The sequence below is a fragment of the Paractinoplanes toevensis genome (genome assembly GCF_018332695.1).
Taxonomy (GTDB): domain Bacteria; phylum Actinomycetota; class Actinomycetes; order Mycobacteriales; family Micromonosporaceae; genus Actinoplanes; species Actinoplanes toevensis.
The window spans coordinates 48625-63957 of the sequence record NZ_BOQN01000050.1 but is presented as its reverse complement, the minus strand read 5'-3'; the positions used below and the strand labels follow the sequence as shown (position 1 = coordinate 63957).

8 protein-coding genes and 1 pseudogene are annotated in these 15333 nt (G+C 73.3%); 3 read left to right on the top strand and 6 right to left on the bottom strand.

The genetic code is table 11. From position 1 onward, the window contains the following. The first annotated feature begins 9 nt into the window (after window positions 1-9). Together Ato02nite_RS18335 and Ato02nite_RS18330 are read left to right on the top strand one after the other, a co-directional pair. Entirely contained in the window at window positions 10-525 is a 516-nt protein-coding gene (locus Ato02nite_RS18335) for a hypothetical protein (RefSeq protein ID WP_213007772.1), read from the top strand. 83 nt (window positions 526-608) lie between these two features. Further along, the gene (locus Ato02nite_RS18330; RefSeq protein ID WP_213007771.1) at window positions 609-1523 is read left to right on the top strand and encodes an SMP-30/gluconolactonase/LRE family protein; all 915 of its coding nucleotides are present in this window, start codon (window positions 609-611) and stop codon (window positions 1521-1523) included. A gap of 4 nt (window positions 1524-1527) precedes the next feature. Here Ato02nite_RS18330 and Ato02nite_RS18325 read toward each other — a convergent pair whose 3' ends face one another. Further along, entirely contained in the window at window positions 1528-2259 is a 732-nt protein-coding gene (locus tag Ato02nite_RS18325; RefSeq protein ID WP_213007770.1) for a phosphatase PAP2 family protein, read from the bottom strand. Window positions 2260-2289: 30 nt separating this feature from the next. Here Ato02nite_RS18325 and Ato02nite_RS18320 point away from each other — a divergent pair. Then, window positions 2290-9324: pseudogene (locus tag Ato02nite_RS18320) on the top strand (SDR family NAD(P)-dependent oxidoreductase); the annotation flags it as partial. Here the strand turns inward: Ato02nite_RS18320 and Ato02nite_RS51655 are convergent. From Ato02nite_RS51655 to Ato02nite_RS18300, 5 genes are all read right to left on the bottom strand, one after another. After that, window positions 9283-11136 carry a stealth family protein gene (locus tag Ato02nite_RS51655; RefSeq protein ID WP_246607156.1) on the bottom strand — a complete coding sequence of 618 codons (1854 nt, stop codon included), beginning with the start codon at window positions 11134-11136 and terminating at the stop codon, window positions 9283-9285. The pseudogene Ato02nite_RS18320 and the gene Ato02nite_RS51655 overlap by 42 nt on opposite strands. Window positions 11137-11197: 61 nt before the next feature. Then, complete coding sequence (locus Ato02nite_RS18315) at window positions 11198-12187, bottom strand: nitroreductase family protein (protein WP_246607155.1); 990 nt, start codon at window positions 12185-12187, stop codon at window positions 11198-11200. Continuing rightward, a complete protein-coding gene (locus Ato02nite_RS18310; protein WP_213007768.1) occupies window positions 12184-13275 on the bottom strand; it encodes a GNAT family N-acetyltransferase in 1092 nt (363 codons plus the stop codon). The genes Ato02nite_RS18315 and Ato02nite_RS18310 overlap by 4 nt, the downstream gene beginning before the upstream one ends. Beyond that, window positions 13272-13727: a DUF4188 domain-containing protein gene (locus Ato02nite_RS18305; protein ID WP_213007767.1), complete on the bottom strand. Its 456-nt coding sequence runs from the start codon at window positions 13725-13727 to the stop codon at window positions 13272-13274. The genes Ato02nite_RS18310 and Ato02nite_RS18305 overlap by 4 nt, the downstream gene beginning before the upstream one ends. Beyond that, complete coding sequence (locus tag Ato02nite_RS18300; RefSeq protein WP_213007766.1) at window positions 13724-15247, bottom strand: phenylacetate--CoA ligase family protein; 1524 nt, start codon at window positions 15245-15247, stop codon at window positions 13724-13726. The genes Ato02nite_RS18305 and Ato02nite_RS18300 overlap by 4 nt, the downstream gene beginning before the upstream one ends. Window positions 15248-15333: the final 86 nt, after the last annotated feature.

Sequence of the window (15333 nt, the reverse complement as noted above, 5' to 3'; positions counted from 1 at the left end):
AGCGTGGCGGTGGTACAGCGACGGATGCACGATCTCGGGGCGTTCGCCCTGCTGGCCGTCGCCCCGCTCCTGGCCGGGGGCTTCCGGTCCCGCAGATACTCGTACGCCAAGGCCGTGCGTGAGTTGCGGTCCTGGGCGCGGGACTTCCCGGACCTGTCGGAGACCGTCTCCATCATGAACATCACGCGGGCCTTCGCCTGGCTGACGCTGATGCTCGGCACGCTGTTGGTCTACGTCGGTGCGTCGCTCGCCCGGGCGGCCACCTCCGCCCCGGCGGCGTTCGCCGTCCTGGAGGGCGTGATGACCGTCTTCGCGCTGCTCTGGACGGCTTGCCTGGGCATGATGGCGACGAGTGTGTGGCGGTTCGGGCTGTCCCGGGCGCTCGACCGCCTGGTGGCCGCCCGACTCGACTTCAAGACCGACCCGAAGCTGGGCCTGGTCGGCTGGCTGACCCTGCCGAACAGCATCGACCTGCTGCCCGCGTTGCTGTTCGTGGCCTGCTTCGCACCGCCGGTGATTCCCTGACCGCACGCCTGTCGAAACCCGACTGACACGGCCGATCGTCCGGAGTGGACTGACCAGGTCCGCTTCGGACGGGAGGAGAAACCGTGCACCGACGTACGTTTCTATCCGTTCTCGGCACCGGCCTGGCCGTAACCGCCGCCGGCAGCCCCGCCGCCGCGGCGGAGGCCGAGCAGTACCCGCCGACCATCACGATGCCGCCCGGTGTGCAACCGGACGGCATCGTCATGAGCGGCCAGTCCCCGCACGCCTTCGTCAGCTCCCGGCACGACGGCGCCATCTACCAGGCCGACCTGCAGTTCGGCACGGTGACCCCGGTCCGGCCCGGGCGGTTCGGCCAACAGGCGCGCGGCCTGGCGCTGGGCCGGCACGGACCGCTCTTCGTCGCCGGCGGCACCGGCCATCACATGATCGAGGTGCTCGACTACTCGACCGGCGAGCTGCTGGCGTCCTACCCGAGATTCCACCACCGGTCCGACGTCAACGACGTCGTGGCCGGCACCAGCGCCGCGTACTTCATCGACGCGATCAACCCGGAGCTCTACCGCCTCCAGCTCGGCCACGACGACCCGCTTCCCGTTGCCGCCACCCGGGTGCCGATCACCGGCGACCTCCGATACCGCTGGGGCACCAACGCGAACGGCATCACCGGCACCCCGGACGGATCAGCGTTCCTGGTGGTCCAGGCCGTGACCGGCAACCTCTACCGGGTGACCACCGACGGCGCGAGCACGCGGGTCGACCTGGGCGGCGAGCGAATTCCCGGCGGCGATGGTCTGCACCTGCGATACAGCACCCTGTACGTGGCGCAGTCCCGCACCGGCACGGTAACGAAGATCGAACTCAACGAGGCGGGCACCACCGGCCAGGTCGCGGCCCACATCACCGACCCACGCTTCGTCGCCCCCACCGCCCTGACGGAACACCACAACATCCTTTACCTGACCAACGGCGGCCGGCCGTTCCATCCCGGCACGATCGAGAACATCGGCCTGCCCTGACACCTCACCGGCGGGCCCGGCTGACGAGCCGGCCGGTCAGTGCCGCGGCGCCGACGGCGGTTGTGAGCAACGCGGCGGTGCCGGCCACGTCGAGCACGTAGTGGTTGCCGGTGGTGAGCACGACGGCCGTCATCAGCAGTGGGAATCCCCAGGCCAGCACGGCCGCCCGGGGGTGGGTGGCACGTAGCGCGGCCCATACCGCGTAGGCGCACCAGGCCGACCAGCCCACGTGCATGCTGGGCATGGCGGTGAAGTTCTGGCCGGCGCCGATGTCGCGCGACGCGGTGCTGCCGAACAGGTCGTGCTCGGCGATGATGTCGACGATGCCGGGCAGCGCGAACCGGGGCGGCGACATCGGCACCGCCCAGTAGATCGGCAGCACCAGCAAGGCCATGGCCAGCAGGGTCCGGCGGGCCTGGCGGTAGACCTCCGGGTGCCGGAGGTAGACCCATCCGAGTACGCCGAGCAGCACGACGTAGTACAACCGGTAGCAGTACACCGCGGGCGGGATGAGCAGTGGATGCTCGACCAGCCACCGGTTGGCCGCCAGTTCGACGTTCAGGTGCAGGGCGTTCTCCGCGGACTGCAGGTGCTGCGCGTTGGCGGTGGCGACCGAGCGGCTCGTGGCCACCACCGCGTGCAGCCGGGAGAAGAGCAGGAACCCGGCCGCCAGCACGACCACCTCGACCAGCACGGCTGGACGTTTGACCGGGTCTGCCATCGTGTCGGGGTGCATACGTCCATTGTCGAACTTCTCCGCCGGCATGCCGCTGAGCGACCCGGCCACATCGCGTTCGCGGCCGGTGGGCAGCAGGTCACCTTCGCCGAGTTGGAGGAGCGGACGCGGCGTTTCGCCTCGGGGCTCGCGGCGCTCGGCGTCGGGCGCGGTGAAGCGGTGCTCGTGTGTCTGCCGGCGGGGCTCGACGCGGTGGTGGCGGTGCTGGGGGCCGTGCGGGCCGCGGCGATCGGCGTACCCGTCAATCCCCGGTCCTCGACCGCGGAGCTGGCGGCGTTCGTCGCGGACTGCCGGCCCGCGCTGGTGGTGACCGACGACGCGCACGTCGTCGCGGACGCGGCGGTGGCCGGCGTCGGCGCCGTCCTCGGCGCCGCGACCGGGCCGGCCCGCGACGACCTCGGCCCGGACCAGGACGCCTGGATCCACTACACGTCGGGCAGCACCGGCCGGCCGAAGGGTGTCGTGTCGAGTCAGGCCCGCTGGCTCGGCCCGCTGGCCGCGGTGCTGGACCGGCTGGGCCTGGGTGCGGACGACCGGCTGCTGTGGCCGCTGCCGCTGCACCACGCGCTCGGTCACGCCCGCTGCGTCCTGGGTGTGCTGCTGACCGGGGCGACCGCGACGATCCTGGACCACCCGTCGGACGCCGAGCTGATCGAGGCTCTGGAGGGGACCGCACCGACCGTCCTCACCGGCGTGCCGACCACCTACCACCGCCTGCTGGCCACGCTCGGCGAGCGGCGGCCGCACGTGCCGTCGCTGCGGGTGTGTGTCACCGGTGGCGCGCCCTGCCCGGCCGAGATGCGGCGCGGTGTGCGGGCGGCGCTCGGCGTCCCGCTGGTGAACAGTTACGGCAGCACCGAGACGTGCGGTGCGATCGCGGTGGAGACCCCGGGCGCCGACCCGGTCGAGGGATCGGTCGGCCGGATCACCGCGTTCGAGGCGCGGATCGTCCGGCCACGCACCGGTGAGCCGCTGCCGCCCGGCGCCGAGGGCGAGCTGTGGCTGCGCGGTCCCGGCGTGATGCGCGGCTACCACAACCAGCCCGGGGCGACCGCCGAGGTGCTCACCGACGGCTGGTACCACACCGGCGACCTGGCTCGCCTGGTCGACGGTGACCTGCTCGTGCTGACCGGGCGGGCCGGTGACCTGATCATCCGGGGCGGTGCCAACGTGCACCCGGCCGAGATCGAGAAGGTGCTGCTCGGGCTGCCCGGCGTGGCCGACGCCATGGTGGCCGGCCGCCCGCACCACCGGCTCGGGCAGGTGGCCGTCGGCTACGTGGTCCCGGCCGGCGCGGACGTGGATCCGGTGGCGCTGCTGGCCGCCTGCCGCAGCCGCCTGTCGGCCGGCCGGGCACCGGACGAGATCCGCCTCGTCACCGCCATCCCACGCACCGACACCGGCAAGGTGATCCGGAACGCCCCGGTGGAGACGCCGGGCGACGACGACCCGATCGCCATCGTGGCCATGGCCTGTCGTTACCCCGGGGGCGTCCGCTCACCGGAGGACCTGTGGGATCTGGTCGTCCGGGAGACCGACGCGATCACCGGCTTCCCGGACGACCGCGGCTGGGATCCCGGCCTGTACGACCCGGACCCGGACCGGGCCGGCCGCTCGTACGCCCGGGACGGCGGCTTCCTGCACGACGCGACCGGCTTCGACCCGGCGCCGTTCGGCATCGGCCCGGCCGAGGCGCTGGCCATGGACCCGCAGCAGCGAATTCTGCTGGAGACCGCCTGGGAGCTGTGGGAACGGGCCGGCATCGATCCGGCCATCGTGCGGGGCAGCGACACCGGCACCTACGTGGGCCTGATGTACCGCGACTACGCCAGCTCCGCCGCGGACCCGTCGGCCGAGCTGGAGGCCCATCTGGGGCTGGGCTCGGCGGGCAGCGTCGCGTCCGGCCGGATCGCCTACACGTTCGGGCTCACCGGCCCGGCCGTCACCGTCGACACCGCCTGCTCGTCGTCGCTGGTCGCGCTGCACTGGGCGGCGAAGGCGCTGCGCTCCGGCGAGTGCGCGCTGGCGATCGCGGGCGGCGCCACGGTGATGTCCACCCCCGGCCCGTTCGTGGGCTTCAGCCGGTTGCGCGGGCTCGCCCCCGACGGCCGGGTCAAGGCGTTCGCGGCCGGCGCCGACGGCACCAGCTGGGCCGAGGGGGCGGGCCTGCTGCTGCTGGAACGGCTCGCCGACGCGCGCCGCCACGGTCACCCCGTGGTCGGCCTGCTCCGCGGCTCGGCGGTCGGGTCGGACGGCGCCTCCAACGGGCTCGCCGCCCCGCACGGCCCGGCCCAGCAGCGGGTCCTGCGGGCCGCCCTGGCCGACGCGCGGCTGGCCCCGGCCGACGTCGACCTGGCCGAGGCGCACGGCACCGGCACCCCGCTCGGCGACCCGATCGAGGCGCAGGCGCTGCTCGCCGTGTACGGGCGGGACCGCCCGGCCGGCCGCCCCCTGTGGCTGGGCACGGTGAAGTCGAACATCGGCCACTCCCAGGCGGCGGCCGGCGTGGCCGGCGTCATCAAGATGGTCGAGGCGATGCGGCACGGCCGGATGCCCCGGACCCTGCACGCCGACCAGCCCACCGACAAGGTCGACTGGAGCGCCGGCGACGTCACGCTGCTCACCGCCGCCCGCGACTGGCCGGACACCGGCCGCCCACGCCGGTCCGCGGTCTCGTCGTTCGGCATCTCCGGCACGAACGCCCACGTCATCCTCGAACAGGCGCCACCGCTGCCACCGGCGCCTTCGTCTTCCGAGGCCGGGACCGGGCTTCCGCTGCTGCTATCGGCGGCGGACGAGCCGGCCTTGCGCGCCCAGGCCGCGCGGTTGCTGGAACACGGCCCGCTGGACGCGGCCGCGCTCGGCACCCGCGCGGTCCAGCGCCGCCGCGCCGCGGTCCTCGGCGACGGCGCCCTGGCCGCCCTCGCCGCCGGCGACGCACATCCGCGTCTGGTGCTGGGCGACGGCCGCCCGGCCGGCAAGGTCGCCTTCCTCTTCCCCGGCCAGGGCGCGCAACGGCCGGGCATGGCGGAGGCGCTGCCGGATCCGCTGTTCCGTGCGGCGTACGACGAGGTGCTGGCGGAGTTCGACGTGCCCGCCGACGCCGATCTCGACCGCACCGAATACGCCCAGCCGTCGCTGTTCGCGTTCGGCGTGGCCGCGTACCGTTTGCTGCGGTCCTGGGGTGTCCGCCCTGACGTCCTCATCGGACACTCGGTCGGCGAGCTGGCCGCCGCCCACGTCGCCGGCATCCTGTCGCTGCCCGACGCGGTCCGCCTGGTGGCCGCCCGGGCCCGGCTGATGGGTGCGCTGCCGCCCGGCGGCGCTATGGTCGCCGTCGACGCCGCCGAGGACGAGGTGCGGCCGCTGCTGAGGGAGCGGGCCGGCCTGGCCGCCGTCAACGGGCCGCGCTCGGTCACCCTCTCCGGCGATGATTCCGCCGTCGCGGCCATCGCCGCGACGCTGCGCGACCGCGGCCACCGGACGACGGCACTGCGGGTCAGTCACGCTTTCCATTCCGTACGGATGGAGCCGATGCTCGCGGAGTTCGCCGAGGTCGCCCGCTCGGTGACGTATCAGGCCCCGGCGATCCCGATCGTCTCCACCCTCACCGGCCGGCCCGCCACCGGGGACGACCTGCGCAGCGCCGGCTACTGGGTGCGGCAGGTCCGCGAGCCGGTGCGGTTCGCCGCCGCGGCCGGCACCCTGACCGGGGTAACCGTCGAGCTGGGACCCCGCCCCGCGCTGACCCACCTGGTCCCCGGCCACGCCGTGCCGATGTCCGGCGACACGGCCGCGCTGCTCTGGGCGGCCGGCGTCCGCCTGGACCGCACCGCGGTGCTCGGCCGAGCCGACCCGCGGCGGGCCGCGACCCTGCCCACGTACGCGTTCCAGCACCGCCGGTTCTGGCTCACCGACACCGTCCGAGCGCCCCGCATCCTGACCACGGCCACCGCGGGCCGGCTGTCCCTGCGCTCCCACCCGTGGCTGCGCGACCACGCGCTGGGCGGCACCCCGCTGGTGCCGGGAACGCTCCTCGCCGAGCTGGCGGTCACGGCCGGGGAGCAGGCCGGCGTCCCGGTGATCGCGGAACTGGTCGCCGAGCGCCCCCTCGAACTACCCGACGACGAGCCGGTCGACGTGCGCGTGCTGCTGGGCGAACCGGCCGCCGACGGCGCCCGCCCCCTGGAGATCCAGGCCGGCCGCGACGGCACCTGGACCCGGCACGCGACCGGCACCGCCTACCCAGCGCCGTCGGTTGCTTCGCCGTCGGCTGGTGAGCGTCTTGGGGCCGGGTCTCCTGTTGGACCTTCGGCGGCCGGGCCGTGGTCCTGGGCGCAGACCTGGCCACCGCCGGGCGCCGAATCGGCCGACATCGGCGACCTCTACGTGGCCGGCGATTACGGACCCGCCTTCCGCGGCGTTACCGCTGCCTGGCGGGCCGGCGACACCGTCTACGCCGAACTGCGCCTGCCCGTCTCCGTGGCCGGCGCCGGCACCGACCTGCACGCGGCCCTGACCGACGCCGCGCTGCATCCGGCGCGGCTGTTCGAGGCGGGCGCGCGGGATCCGCGCCTGCCGTTCGTCTTCACCGGTGTCCGCCGGTGGGCCGGCGGTACCGGCCGAGCTCGGGTCCGCCTCACCCGAGATCCGCATCGCCGCGACCGGATCGCGGTGCAGATGTCCGGCGAGGACGGCACTCCGCTGCTGGAGATCGAGTCGCTGACCTTGCGAGCGGTGCCGCGCGCCCTGTTCATCCCAACCGTGGTGCCCGTGCCGATCCCAGCCGCCGGCTCATTCCCAGCCGCCGGCTCGTCCCCGGCCGCCGGCTCGTCCCCGGCCGCCGGCTCGTCCCCGGCCGTTGGCCTGGCCCCAGCCGCCGGAGCGGGCCCGGCCGCCGGAGCGGGCCCGGCTGTGCTCGACCTCGACGCTGTGGATCCGGTCGGGCCGGCGGACGTTCGCGAGCAGGTGTGGAACGCGGTTGTCGCCCTGCGCGGGCGGCTTCCGGGACCGGATCGGCTCGTCGTCACCACCGGCTCGGCGGCCGTGGCCGGGCTGGTGCGGGTCGCCGCCGCCGAATATCCCGGCCGGGTGGGGCTGGTCGCGCATGACGGCACTCCGGAGTCGCGGCGTGTTCTGCCCGGCGCGATCCGGGTGGCCGGCACCGAGGTCGAAATCGCCGTTCGCCGGGGTGAGGTCGGCGTGCCCCGGCTCGTCCGCGCCGCTGTCGCCGAGCCGCGGGCTGACCGGGGCGAGACCTCGTTCGGCTCGGGCAGCGTGCTGATCACCGGCGGGACCGGGGCGCTGGCCGGGGTGATCGCGCGGCATCTCGTCGCGGTGCACGGCGTTCGGCATCTGCTGCTGGTCAGCCGCCAGGGTGAGCGGGCGGCGCGGGCGGCGGGGCTGCGCGCGGAACTGGGCTCCGCCGTCACGATCGTGGCCGCCGACGTCACCCACCGGCCCGACGTCGCCGAGCTGCTGGCCAAGGCCGATCCGCCGGTCTCCGCGGTGGTGCACGCGGCCGGGGTGCTCAGCGACGGCACCATCGAGGGACTCACCCGGGACCGGGTCGACGACGTGCTGCGGCCCAAGGTCGACGCCGCCTGGCACCTGCACGATCTGACCGGCGACCTGGCCGCGTTCGTGCTGTTCTCGTCGGCGTCCGGGCTGCTCGGCAATGCCGGGCAGGGGCCGTACGCGGCCGGCAACTCCTTCCTCGACGATCTGGCCCGACGCCGCCATGCTGCCGGTCAGCCGGCGCTGTCGGTGGCCTGGGGCCCGCTCGACCTGGACGGCGGTATGCCGGTGACGGCCCGCTCCCGGCTGCGCCCGCTGAGCCCGGCCGAGGTGACGGCCGCGTTCGACGCCGCGCTGCGGACCGCCGAGCCGGTGGTCGCCCCGCTGCCGCCCGGTAGCCCGCGGCCCGCCGCCACCGAGGAGCCCCCGCCGAGCGGGCCGGCCGGTGTGCTGAACGGCCTCACCGGCGAGGAACTGGTCATCGCCGCCGAGACGCTGATCCGCACCGAGGTGGCCGGCGAACTGGGCTACCCGGACGCGGCCATGGTGGACCTCGGCGCCGCCTTCACCGACCAGGGCCTGGACTCGGTCGGCTCCATCCAGCTGCGCACCCGGCTGGTGGCCGCGACCGGGATCACCATGCCGGCCACGGTGGTCTTCGACCACCCCACCCCGGCCGCGCTGGCCCGCTGGATCGCCGCGGAACACAACGCCGGTCCAGCCCGGCCGGGCGCTCAAGCCACGCCGGCCGAGCCGACCGCGCCAGCCGTGCCGACCACCCCAACCGCGCCAACCGCGCCGACCACCCCAACCGCGCCGACCGAGTCGGCCGCACCGACCGCGCCCGCCGCGGATGTGGCCGCGGGCGTTCCGGCGCTGTTCTACGCGGTCCTCGGCGCCGGCCGGCCCGAGCTGGCCGTGAACCTGCTGATCAGCGCCTCCGCCGCGCCGCTGGGGGAATGCGACGCACCGGGGCCCGATCCGATCCCGCTGGCCGTGGCGGACGACGGGCCGGTGCTGGTGTGCCTGCCCTCGTACGGTCCGTTTCCACATCTCGAGTTCCAGGCGTTCGCGCGGGCCGCCGGGGGCGCCGTCACGGTCGTACCGTTGCCGGGCTTCGAATCTTTGGCCTCTCGCCCCTCCTCGCTGTCGGCGCTGGTCGCCGCCCTGGCCGAGCGGACCGTCCAGGCCGCCGGCCAACGACCGTTCGTCCTGGTCGGACGGTCCAGCGGCGGCCATCTGGCCCATCTGGTCGCCGAGCGCCTGGAGCACGACGGAAACCCGGCGGCCGCCGTCGTGCTGCTGGACACCTACGAGAACGACCGCGGCCACGACGATCTGCGGGCCGTCCTGGTGGCGACCGGCCTGACCCGGATGCGGGCGCGGCTGGAGCCGGACGCCGAGCGGAACCTGATGCTCTCCGCCGGCACCTACATCCGGCTGCTGCACGACTGGCGACCCGAGCCGCTGGCCACCCCCAGCCTGCTGGTCGCCGCGGCCGACCCGCTACCGGAGCTGCCCGCCACCTGGCGTGCGGCCCGCTCGGTGCCGCACACCCGGATCGAGGTCCCCGGCGACCACTTCAGCATGCTCAACGTCCACGCCCGGACCACCGCCGCCACGATGCGCTCGTGGCTGCGCGGCGAGGGCCAGCCGGGTGGCGCTGCGGGTGGCCCGCTCGGCGGCCACGTCGTCGGGCAGCTCGAACGGTGAGCGGAACGGGAAGTAGCGCGGCAGGAAATCGGCCATGATGGCCAGCTGCTCGGCCTGGGCGACGGTGGCGGAGTCGGTGTCGTTCAGGCAGAAGACGTCGGTGCCGCGCCGGGCCAGCAGGAACGCCAGTCGCGCGGGCGTGGAGGGATGGGCCAGATCGGCGTACGTGTATTTGATGGTTCCGGGCACCGCCCGGCCGGTCAGATAGGCCCAATAGTGCTGGAGTGAGGACGGGATGGACAGGTCCTCGGGATGCCGGAACGGGTGCTGCGCGGTGCGCAGCACCTCCTCCGGGATGGTCCGTTCGATCTCCGCCAGCACGCTGCGCTGCAGGGGGTACGGCACGTGCTGCATCTTCTGGGTGATGCCGCGGCCGAATCGGGCGAGGACGTGCTGCCGGTTGTTCTTGCCGGCCGCGGTGACCGGCGCGTCGAAAGCGGTGGCCGGGCCGGCTTCGAGCTGTGCCGACGACAGGAAGAACTTGGCGATCCCGTTGGCGTGGAAGAAGGCGGTCGGCGGCACCGGCCGGCCGAGGAACATGTCGTCGTTGAAATAGATGAAGTGCTCGGCCAGTCCGGGGATCAGGTGCAGCCGGGACTCGATCGCGTGCGAGTTGAAGGTGGGCAACGCGCCGGTGCCGCCGAACAGTTCGCGATGGCTGATCACGGTGAGCCGCGGGTGCGAGTCGTCCAGCCACGGCGGGAGCTGGTCGTCGGTGACCACGTGGATCCGCCGGATCCAGGGGGCGAACGCGACGATCGAGCGCAGCGCGTACTTGAGCTCGTCGCGGCTGGTGAACCGGGACTGGTTGGCGGCGACCGCGTTGATCTGCTGCGCCCCGATCGCGGCCAGGGTCGCGTTCTTGCGTTCGAGCCAGTCCGGGTCGTCGCCGTCGACCCAGGTGAAGACCGCGTCGATGGGGAAGCGGACGTCGTCGGGCGCGTCGTCGGCGAACTCGGACCGGGTGCGGTAGCGGGGTTCGTCGCCGGTCGGCGGCATCATCCGGTTGATCGCCGCGGCGCCGACCCGGACGACCGAGCCCTCGGCCGGCAGCGCGGCGGCGACCCGGTTCCGGCGCGGGCCGACCAGCATCGCCGGCGCGCCGTCCTCGCCCGGCATCTCGTGCCAGAACTCGATCTCGCAGGCCGAACCGCTGCCCAGGACGGTGGTGCCGCGCGGATCGGTCAGCGGGAAGAAGACCTGCGCGCCGGTGGTCGCCCGGCCGGCCCGGAACCCGGCCTCGGCGATTCGTCCGATTCGGACCTGCGCCCCGGCCAGCTCGGCGGCCGACCGGAGCGCGTCCACCGTGCGCGCCCGATCCCGGCGGTGCACGGCGACCACGCTGTGCGCGTCGTCGACCGGGCGGACGCAGAAGTAGTCGACGCCCGCCCGGTCGAGCACGGCGGTCACCGCGTCGAGGTTCTGCTGCCAGGCCCGCGCCGCGGTCATCTCGGTCACGACCCGGGCCCGCAGGGAACGTCCCCGGTCCCGTACCCGGATCAGCGTGCCCGGCTCGGCCGCCCGGGGCAGCGACCGCTGCCGGGTGAGCTGCCGGACCAGCCACAGCTGCCGGTGCGGCGGCAGCAGCTGGATCAGCCGCAGCCGATAGCGTTTGGGAAGTAGTCGGTACAGCCGGACGGCGATCACACGGTGCTCCTGCCAGGGGTTGTCTTCCCTACTCAGCAGCGTGGGACCGTAGTGAGCACTTCTATGTTTGAGCTGTGCTCAAGCCATGATCATGCCGCCTGCCCGCCGGGATTCGGGCCGAGCGGGTGGGTTCCCGCATCGGGCGGCCGGTCCGGAACACGGCGAGTGCCGATTCGCCGGGTTTCAGATTCAAACGGCCTTCGAGGGTACGGGCGGTCGCCGCGCAGTCCAGGATCTGGCTGAGCGGGTGGACGGCGAGACCGCGCTCGGACAGGCTCAGCCACACTCGCAGCAACTCGCGGCCCTGCTCGACCACCCGGTCGGCGGTGGCCGCGCGGCCGACCAGCACCAGCACGCTGCCGTCGTAGCGGAGCAGACTCCGGGAACTCGCCGCGAGCATTGCCGGCAGGCCGAGCGGGCGGGCGATGGCGTACGCGGTGGGGGAGAGCGCGGCGGCGAGCCCGGCCGCCTCGATCCGGCCCAGCCCGAGCGCGCGGTCGGTCAGGCCGTCCATCTCGTACCGCGGATGGCGGGGCGAAAGGCGTAGCCATTGCCGCAGCTCGCGGGCGACGGCCGGGGTGCCGAACATCCGGCGGTCGGCGGCCGACAGCATCGCGGCCAGCTCGCGACCGGGCAGGTGGCGGAGCCCGGCACCCAGCTCGGCGACGGTCTGCCGGGACAGGCGGCCGGGCCGGTAGCGGCCGCGCGCGCAGCGGCGACGCTCGACGGCCCCGGCGGAGAACGGCGTGCGGTACGGGGTGTCCGCCGCGACGATCCGGGCCGCCCGGTGGTCGGCCTCGTCGACCGTGACGTCCGCGCGCACGGCGAGCCCGGCGTCGGTGGCGACGATGAGGCACGTCTCGACGAAGGCACCGAGCGACAGGAACAGGTCACGTCCGGTCGGGTCGGAGTCCGGCAGGGCGCGATCCGGATCCCAGTGGACGGTGACCTCGTCCTCGGCGTACCGCAGAAGCCAGGGTTGGGTGTTGTGGGCGCTCGGCGCCCGGCGGCAGAGGTCCTCGCGGCGGCGCAGCTCGTCGACCCAGCTCATCGTGTCTCCCGCTGGTAGAAGGTGTAGCCGTGCAGCGGGCGGCCGCCCATCCGCGGGTACTGCGCCGCCGAGGCCGGGTTGTCCCGTTCCACGAACGTGCTGCGCAACGTGCGGTAGCCGCCGGCGGCGAGGTTGCGGAAGAGTTCGCGGGAGAGCAGCGTCAGGTAGCCCTTGCCCTGCTCGCCGGGGACGGTCCCCTTGATGATCAGCACCGCCTCGTCGCGGTAGCGGGCCCGGGTCGCGAGCAGGCGGAGCTGGTTGACCAGGCCGAGGTCGCCCCGTCGGGCCATCAGGAAACGGGAGACGTCGGGGACGGCGACCACGAAGGCGACTGGGCGGCCGTCCTTCTCCAGCCACATCAGCAGCTTCTCGTCGAGGAGGTGGGCCAGGCCGTCGGTCTGCGCCGCGAGCTCGGCGGCGTCGATCTCGGTGTAATACCTTCGCTGGGCGAAGCTGGCGTTCAGCATGCTCCGCAGGATCGGCAGCTGCTCGGCGAAGCGGCGGCGCGAGCCGTACCGCAGCACCAGGCGCTCGGCGGCCAGGCGCTCGTCGTCGAACGGGAACAGGACGTCCGGGTCGGCCGTGGCGGGCAGGTCGCACCGCCAGGTGTCCGCCTCGAAACGGCGTACAAAATCATGGTTTTCGAAAATCTTGGGGTAGTAAGCGGGGTTCCACGCCGAGTCGATGAAGCCACGCTCGCCGAAGCCCGACGTGATGACGCCGCCGGTCTGGTTCGGCAGCAGGCCGACCGGCCCGAACAGCGCGTCGGTGTCCCGGCCGCGCTCGCCGATCAGCCGGAAGAGGGCGCCGGCCACCGCGTCGTCGTCGGTGAACTCGGTGAGACCGAACAGCTGCAGGCGCCGGCCGAGCTTGGCGTCCAGCCGGGGATCGCGGTGCACGCAGGTCCGGCCCACCACCGCACCGGTGGCGTCGCGCGCGAGGTACAGCTCGACGCCCGCCTGCCACCAGCCGGTGATCATCGCGTCGGCCGGCGGCACGTAGCGGTCGGCCGGGTGCAGCCGCAGCGGCAGCGCGCGGAACTCCCGCAGCTCCGCGCGGTTCGAGACCCGGTCCAGGCGGATGGTCATCGCGCCGGCTTCCGGTGTACGGGCGGGCCGGCCTGCTCGGATGGCAGTGGAGAAAAGTTGTCGATGTGGGCCATGGCGTCGTCCTCGGCCCGCCACACCCCGTTGGTGTAGCCGTTCGGGTCGGCGGTGTAGAGCCGGATGTACCCGCCGGTGGCGTGCCGGGTGCCGTGGTCGGTGACCCAGCACATGAGGGCGCGATGATGCTTGCTGCGGGCGAACTTCAGCATCGCGTCGCGGTCGGCGAAGAACGCGATCGTGCCGAGGGTGAACGGCCATTGCCAATAGACCCGGTGCCAGCAGTAACCCCGCATCCGCCGCATCTGCCGGACCAGGCGGAACCAGGTCAAACTCAGAACGAAGATGGAGTACGGGCTCCGATAGCGGGTCGCGCCCACGAACATGGCGGTGGCCCGGCCCAGCGGTGGCGTGCTGGTGAAGTCGTCGGTCCTCATACGGCGTCGCTCCTGGCGAGGTAGACGTTCTTGATCTTTCCGGTGGCGCCGGCGAACGGCCCGCTTTGGTGCCGGTGGATGCGGATCCGCAGATCGGCGGCGGACGGATCCTCGGCCAGCGACTCGGCGAAGTCCCGGCTCACCTGGGCAAGGTGTCGCAGCACCCCGTCCCGGCAGCGGTCGGCCAACTCCTCGCGCTCGGCCTCGGACAGCCGGGCCTCGGCGCGCAGTTGCACGTCGACGGTGGGCCGGGCCTCCAGGTCGGCGCGCTCCTCCAGCGACAACCGGAAGCTCTCGATGAGATGCGCGGACGGGTTGCCGGTGTACAGGCCGTACTCGACGTCCTGCGGATAGAGGTTCGCGCCCATGTAGGAGACCGTGCTGTCCCTGCGGCCGAACAGGAACAGCAGCGGCAGCCGCATCCGGTCGACCCGCCACGCCGCCTCGGCCGCCGGGCCCGCGGCCAGCATCACCGTGTCGAACGACATCAGCCGGCCCTCGTCGCCGATGTTGTAGCGGACCTTCGGGTTCAGTACGGCGGTGGTGTTGAGGGTGCAGAGGATCTCCTGGTCCGGGGTGGTCTCCAGGTAGGTTTCCAGCGGGTTGTACTGGAAGATCATCGGCAGCCGCTGCTCGTCCGGCCCGAGCAGTGCGGCCCGCAGCCCGGCGTCCGTCCGCAGCCGGCGCCGCAGCCAGACGGTGAGGTCGGTCTCCCCGGCCATGCCGATCGTCAGATCGCTCGCGCCGTAACCCGACCGCACCTTGACGAACCGCTGCTCCAGATAGTCGCGCAGCGCCTCGGTCATCCCCTCGCCGCCGACCAGCGCCGACAACCGGTACTCCGGCCACGGGAAGCCGTCCGCGTCCATCCGGTCCAGCAGATGCTTCAGAAACGGCGGGTACGCCGTGATCACGTAGTCGAAGCCCGGCCCGAAGTGCCGCAACGTGTCGATGATCTTGTCGAGGTCGGGCCCGGTGTTCTTCACCATCGCCACCCGGGCCATCGCGATGCCGGTGTTGGTGCCGGTCGCCCACGCACCCATCGAGTACGCGTTGATGACGAACCGCCGCCGGGACGGGAAGACCAGCGTGGTGTAGCCGGCCAGGTTCTTGTGGACGGTCCGCAGCTCCCGGCGGCTCCGGACCCAGTTGAACGGCCGTCCCGACGAGCCGGAGGACTCGTCGACCACACTGCCCGCGATCGCCAGCCGGCCGTTCCAGCACCGTTCCGCCTCCGGGTAGGCCGCGACGTACGACGACTTGTCGGTCGGCGGGTAGGAGGACAGCGCGAACCAGCGGAACCGCCAGTCGTGCCGGCGCAGGAAATCGGCGTACGCGGGCACGTCGATCGCCGCGAACTGGCAGGTCATCCACGCGTGCAGCCGCCCGAACGAGGCCATCCAGGGCCGGTAGTTGCGGGCCATGACCCGCCAGGCGACCGGGTGCACACGGTAGAGGCCGTAGATCCAGCTCAATGTCGTGCTGGCGAAGCGCAGCAGCCATTGCCGCACGAAAGTCATCGGGTCCCACCCTTCCGCTTGAGTTCCTCCACTCTTGCGGCTCGGCGGTGGGCGGGAATGAGTACCGATACTCGACTGCCCCGGGG

Bases quoted from the DNA above. Each gene is read 5' to 3' on its own strand.
- Ato02nite_RS18315 (WP_246607155.1), bottom strand. From the start codon at position 12,187: ATGAGCTGGGTCGACGAGCTGCGCCGCCGCGAGGACCTCTGCCGCCGG.
- Ato02nite_RS18305 (WP_213007767.1), bottom strand. From the start codon at position 13,727: ATGAGGACCGACGACTTCACCAGCACGCCACCGCTGGGCCGGGCCACC.
- Ato02nite_RS18310 (WP_213007768.1), bottom strand. From the start codon at position 13,275: ATGACCATCCGCCTGGACCGGGTCTCGAACCGCGCGGAGCTGCGGGAG.
- Ato02nite_RS18300 (WP_213007766.1), bottom strand. From the start codon at position 15,247: ATGACTTTCGTGCGGCAATGGCTGCTGCGCTTCGCCAGCACGACATTG.
- Ato02nite_RS18325 (WP_213007770.1), bottom strand. From the start codon at position 2,259: ATGCACCCCGACACGATGGCAGACCCGGTCAAACGTCCAGCCGTGCTG.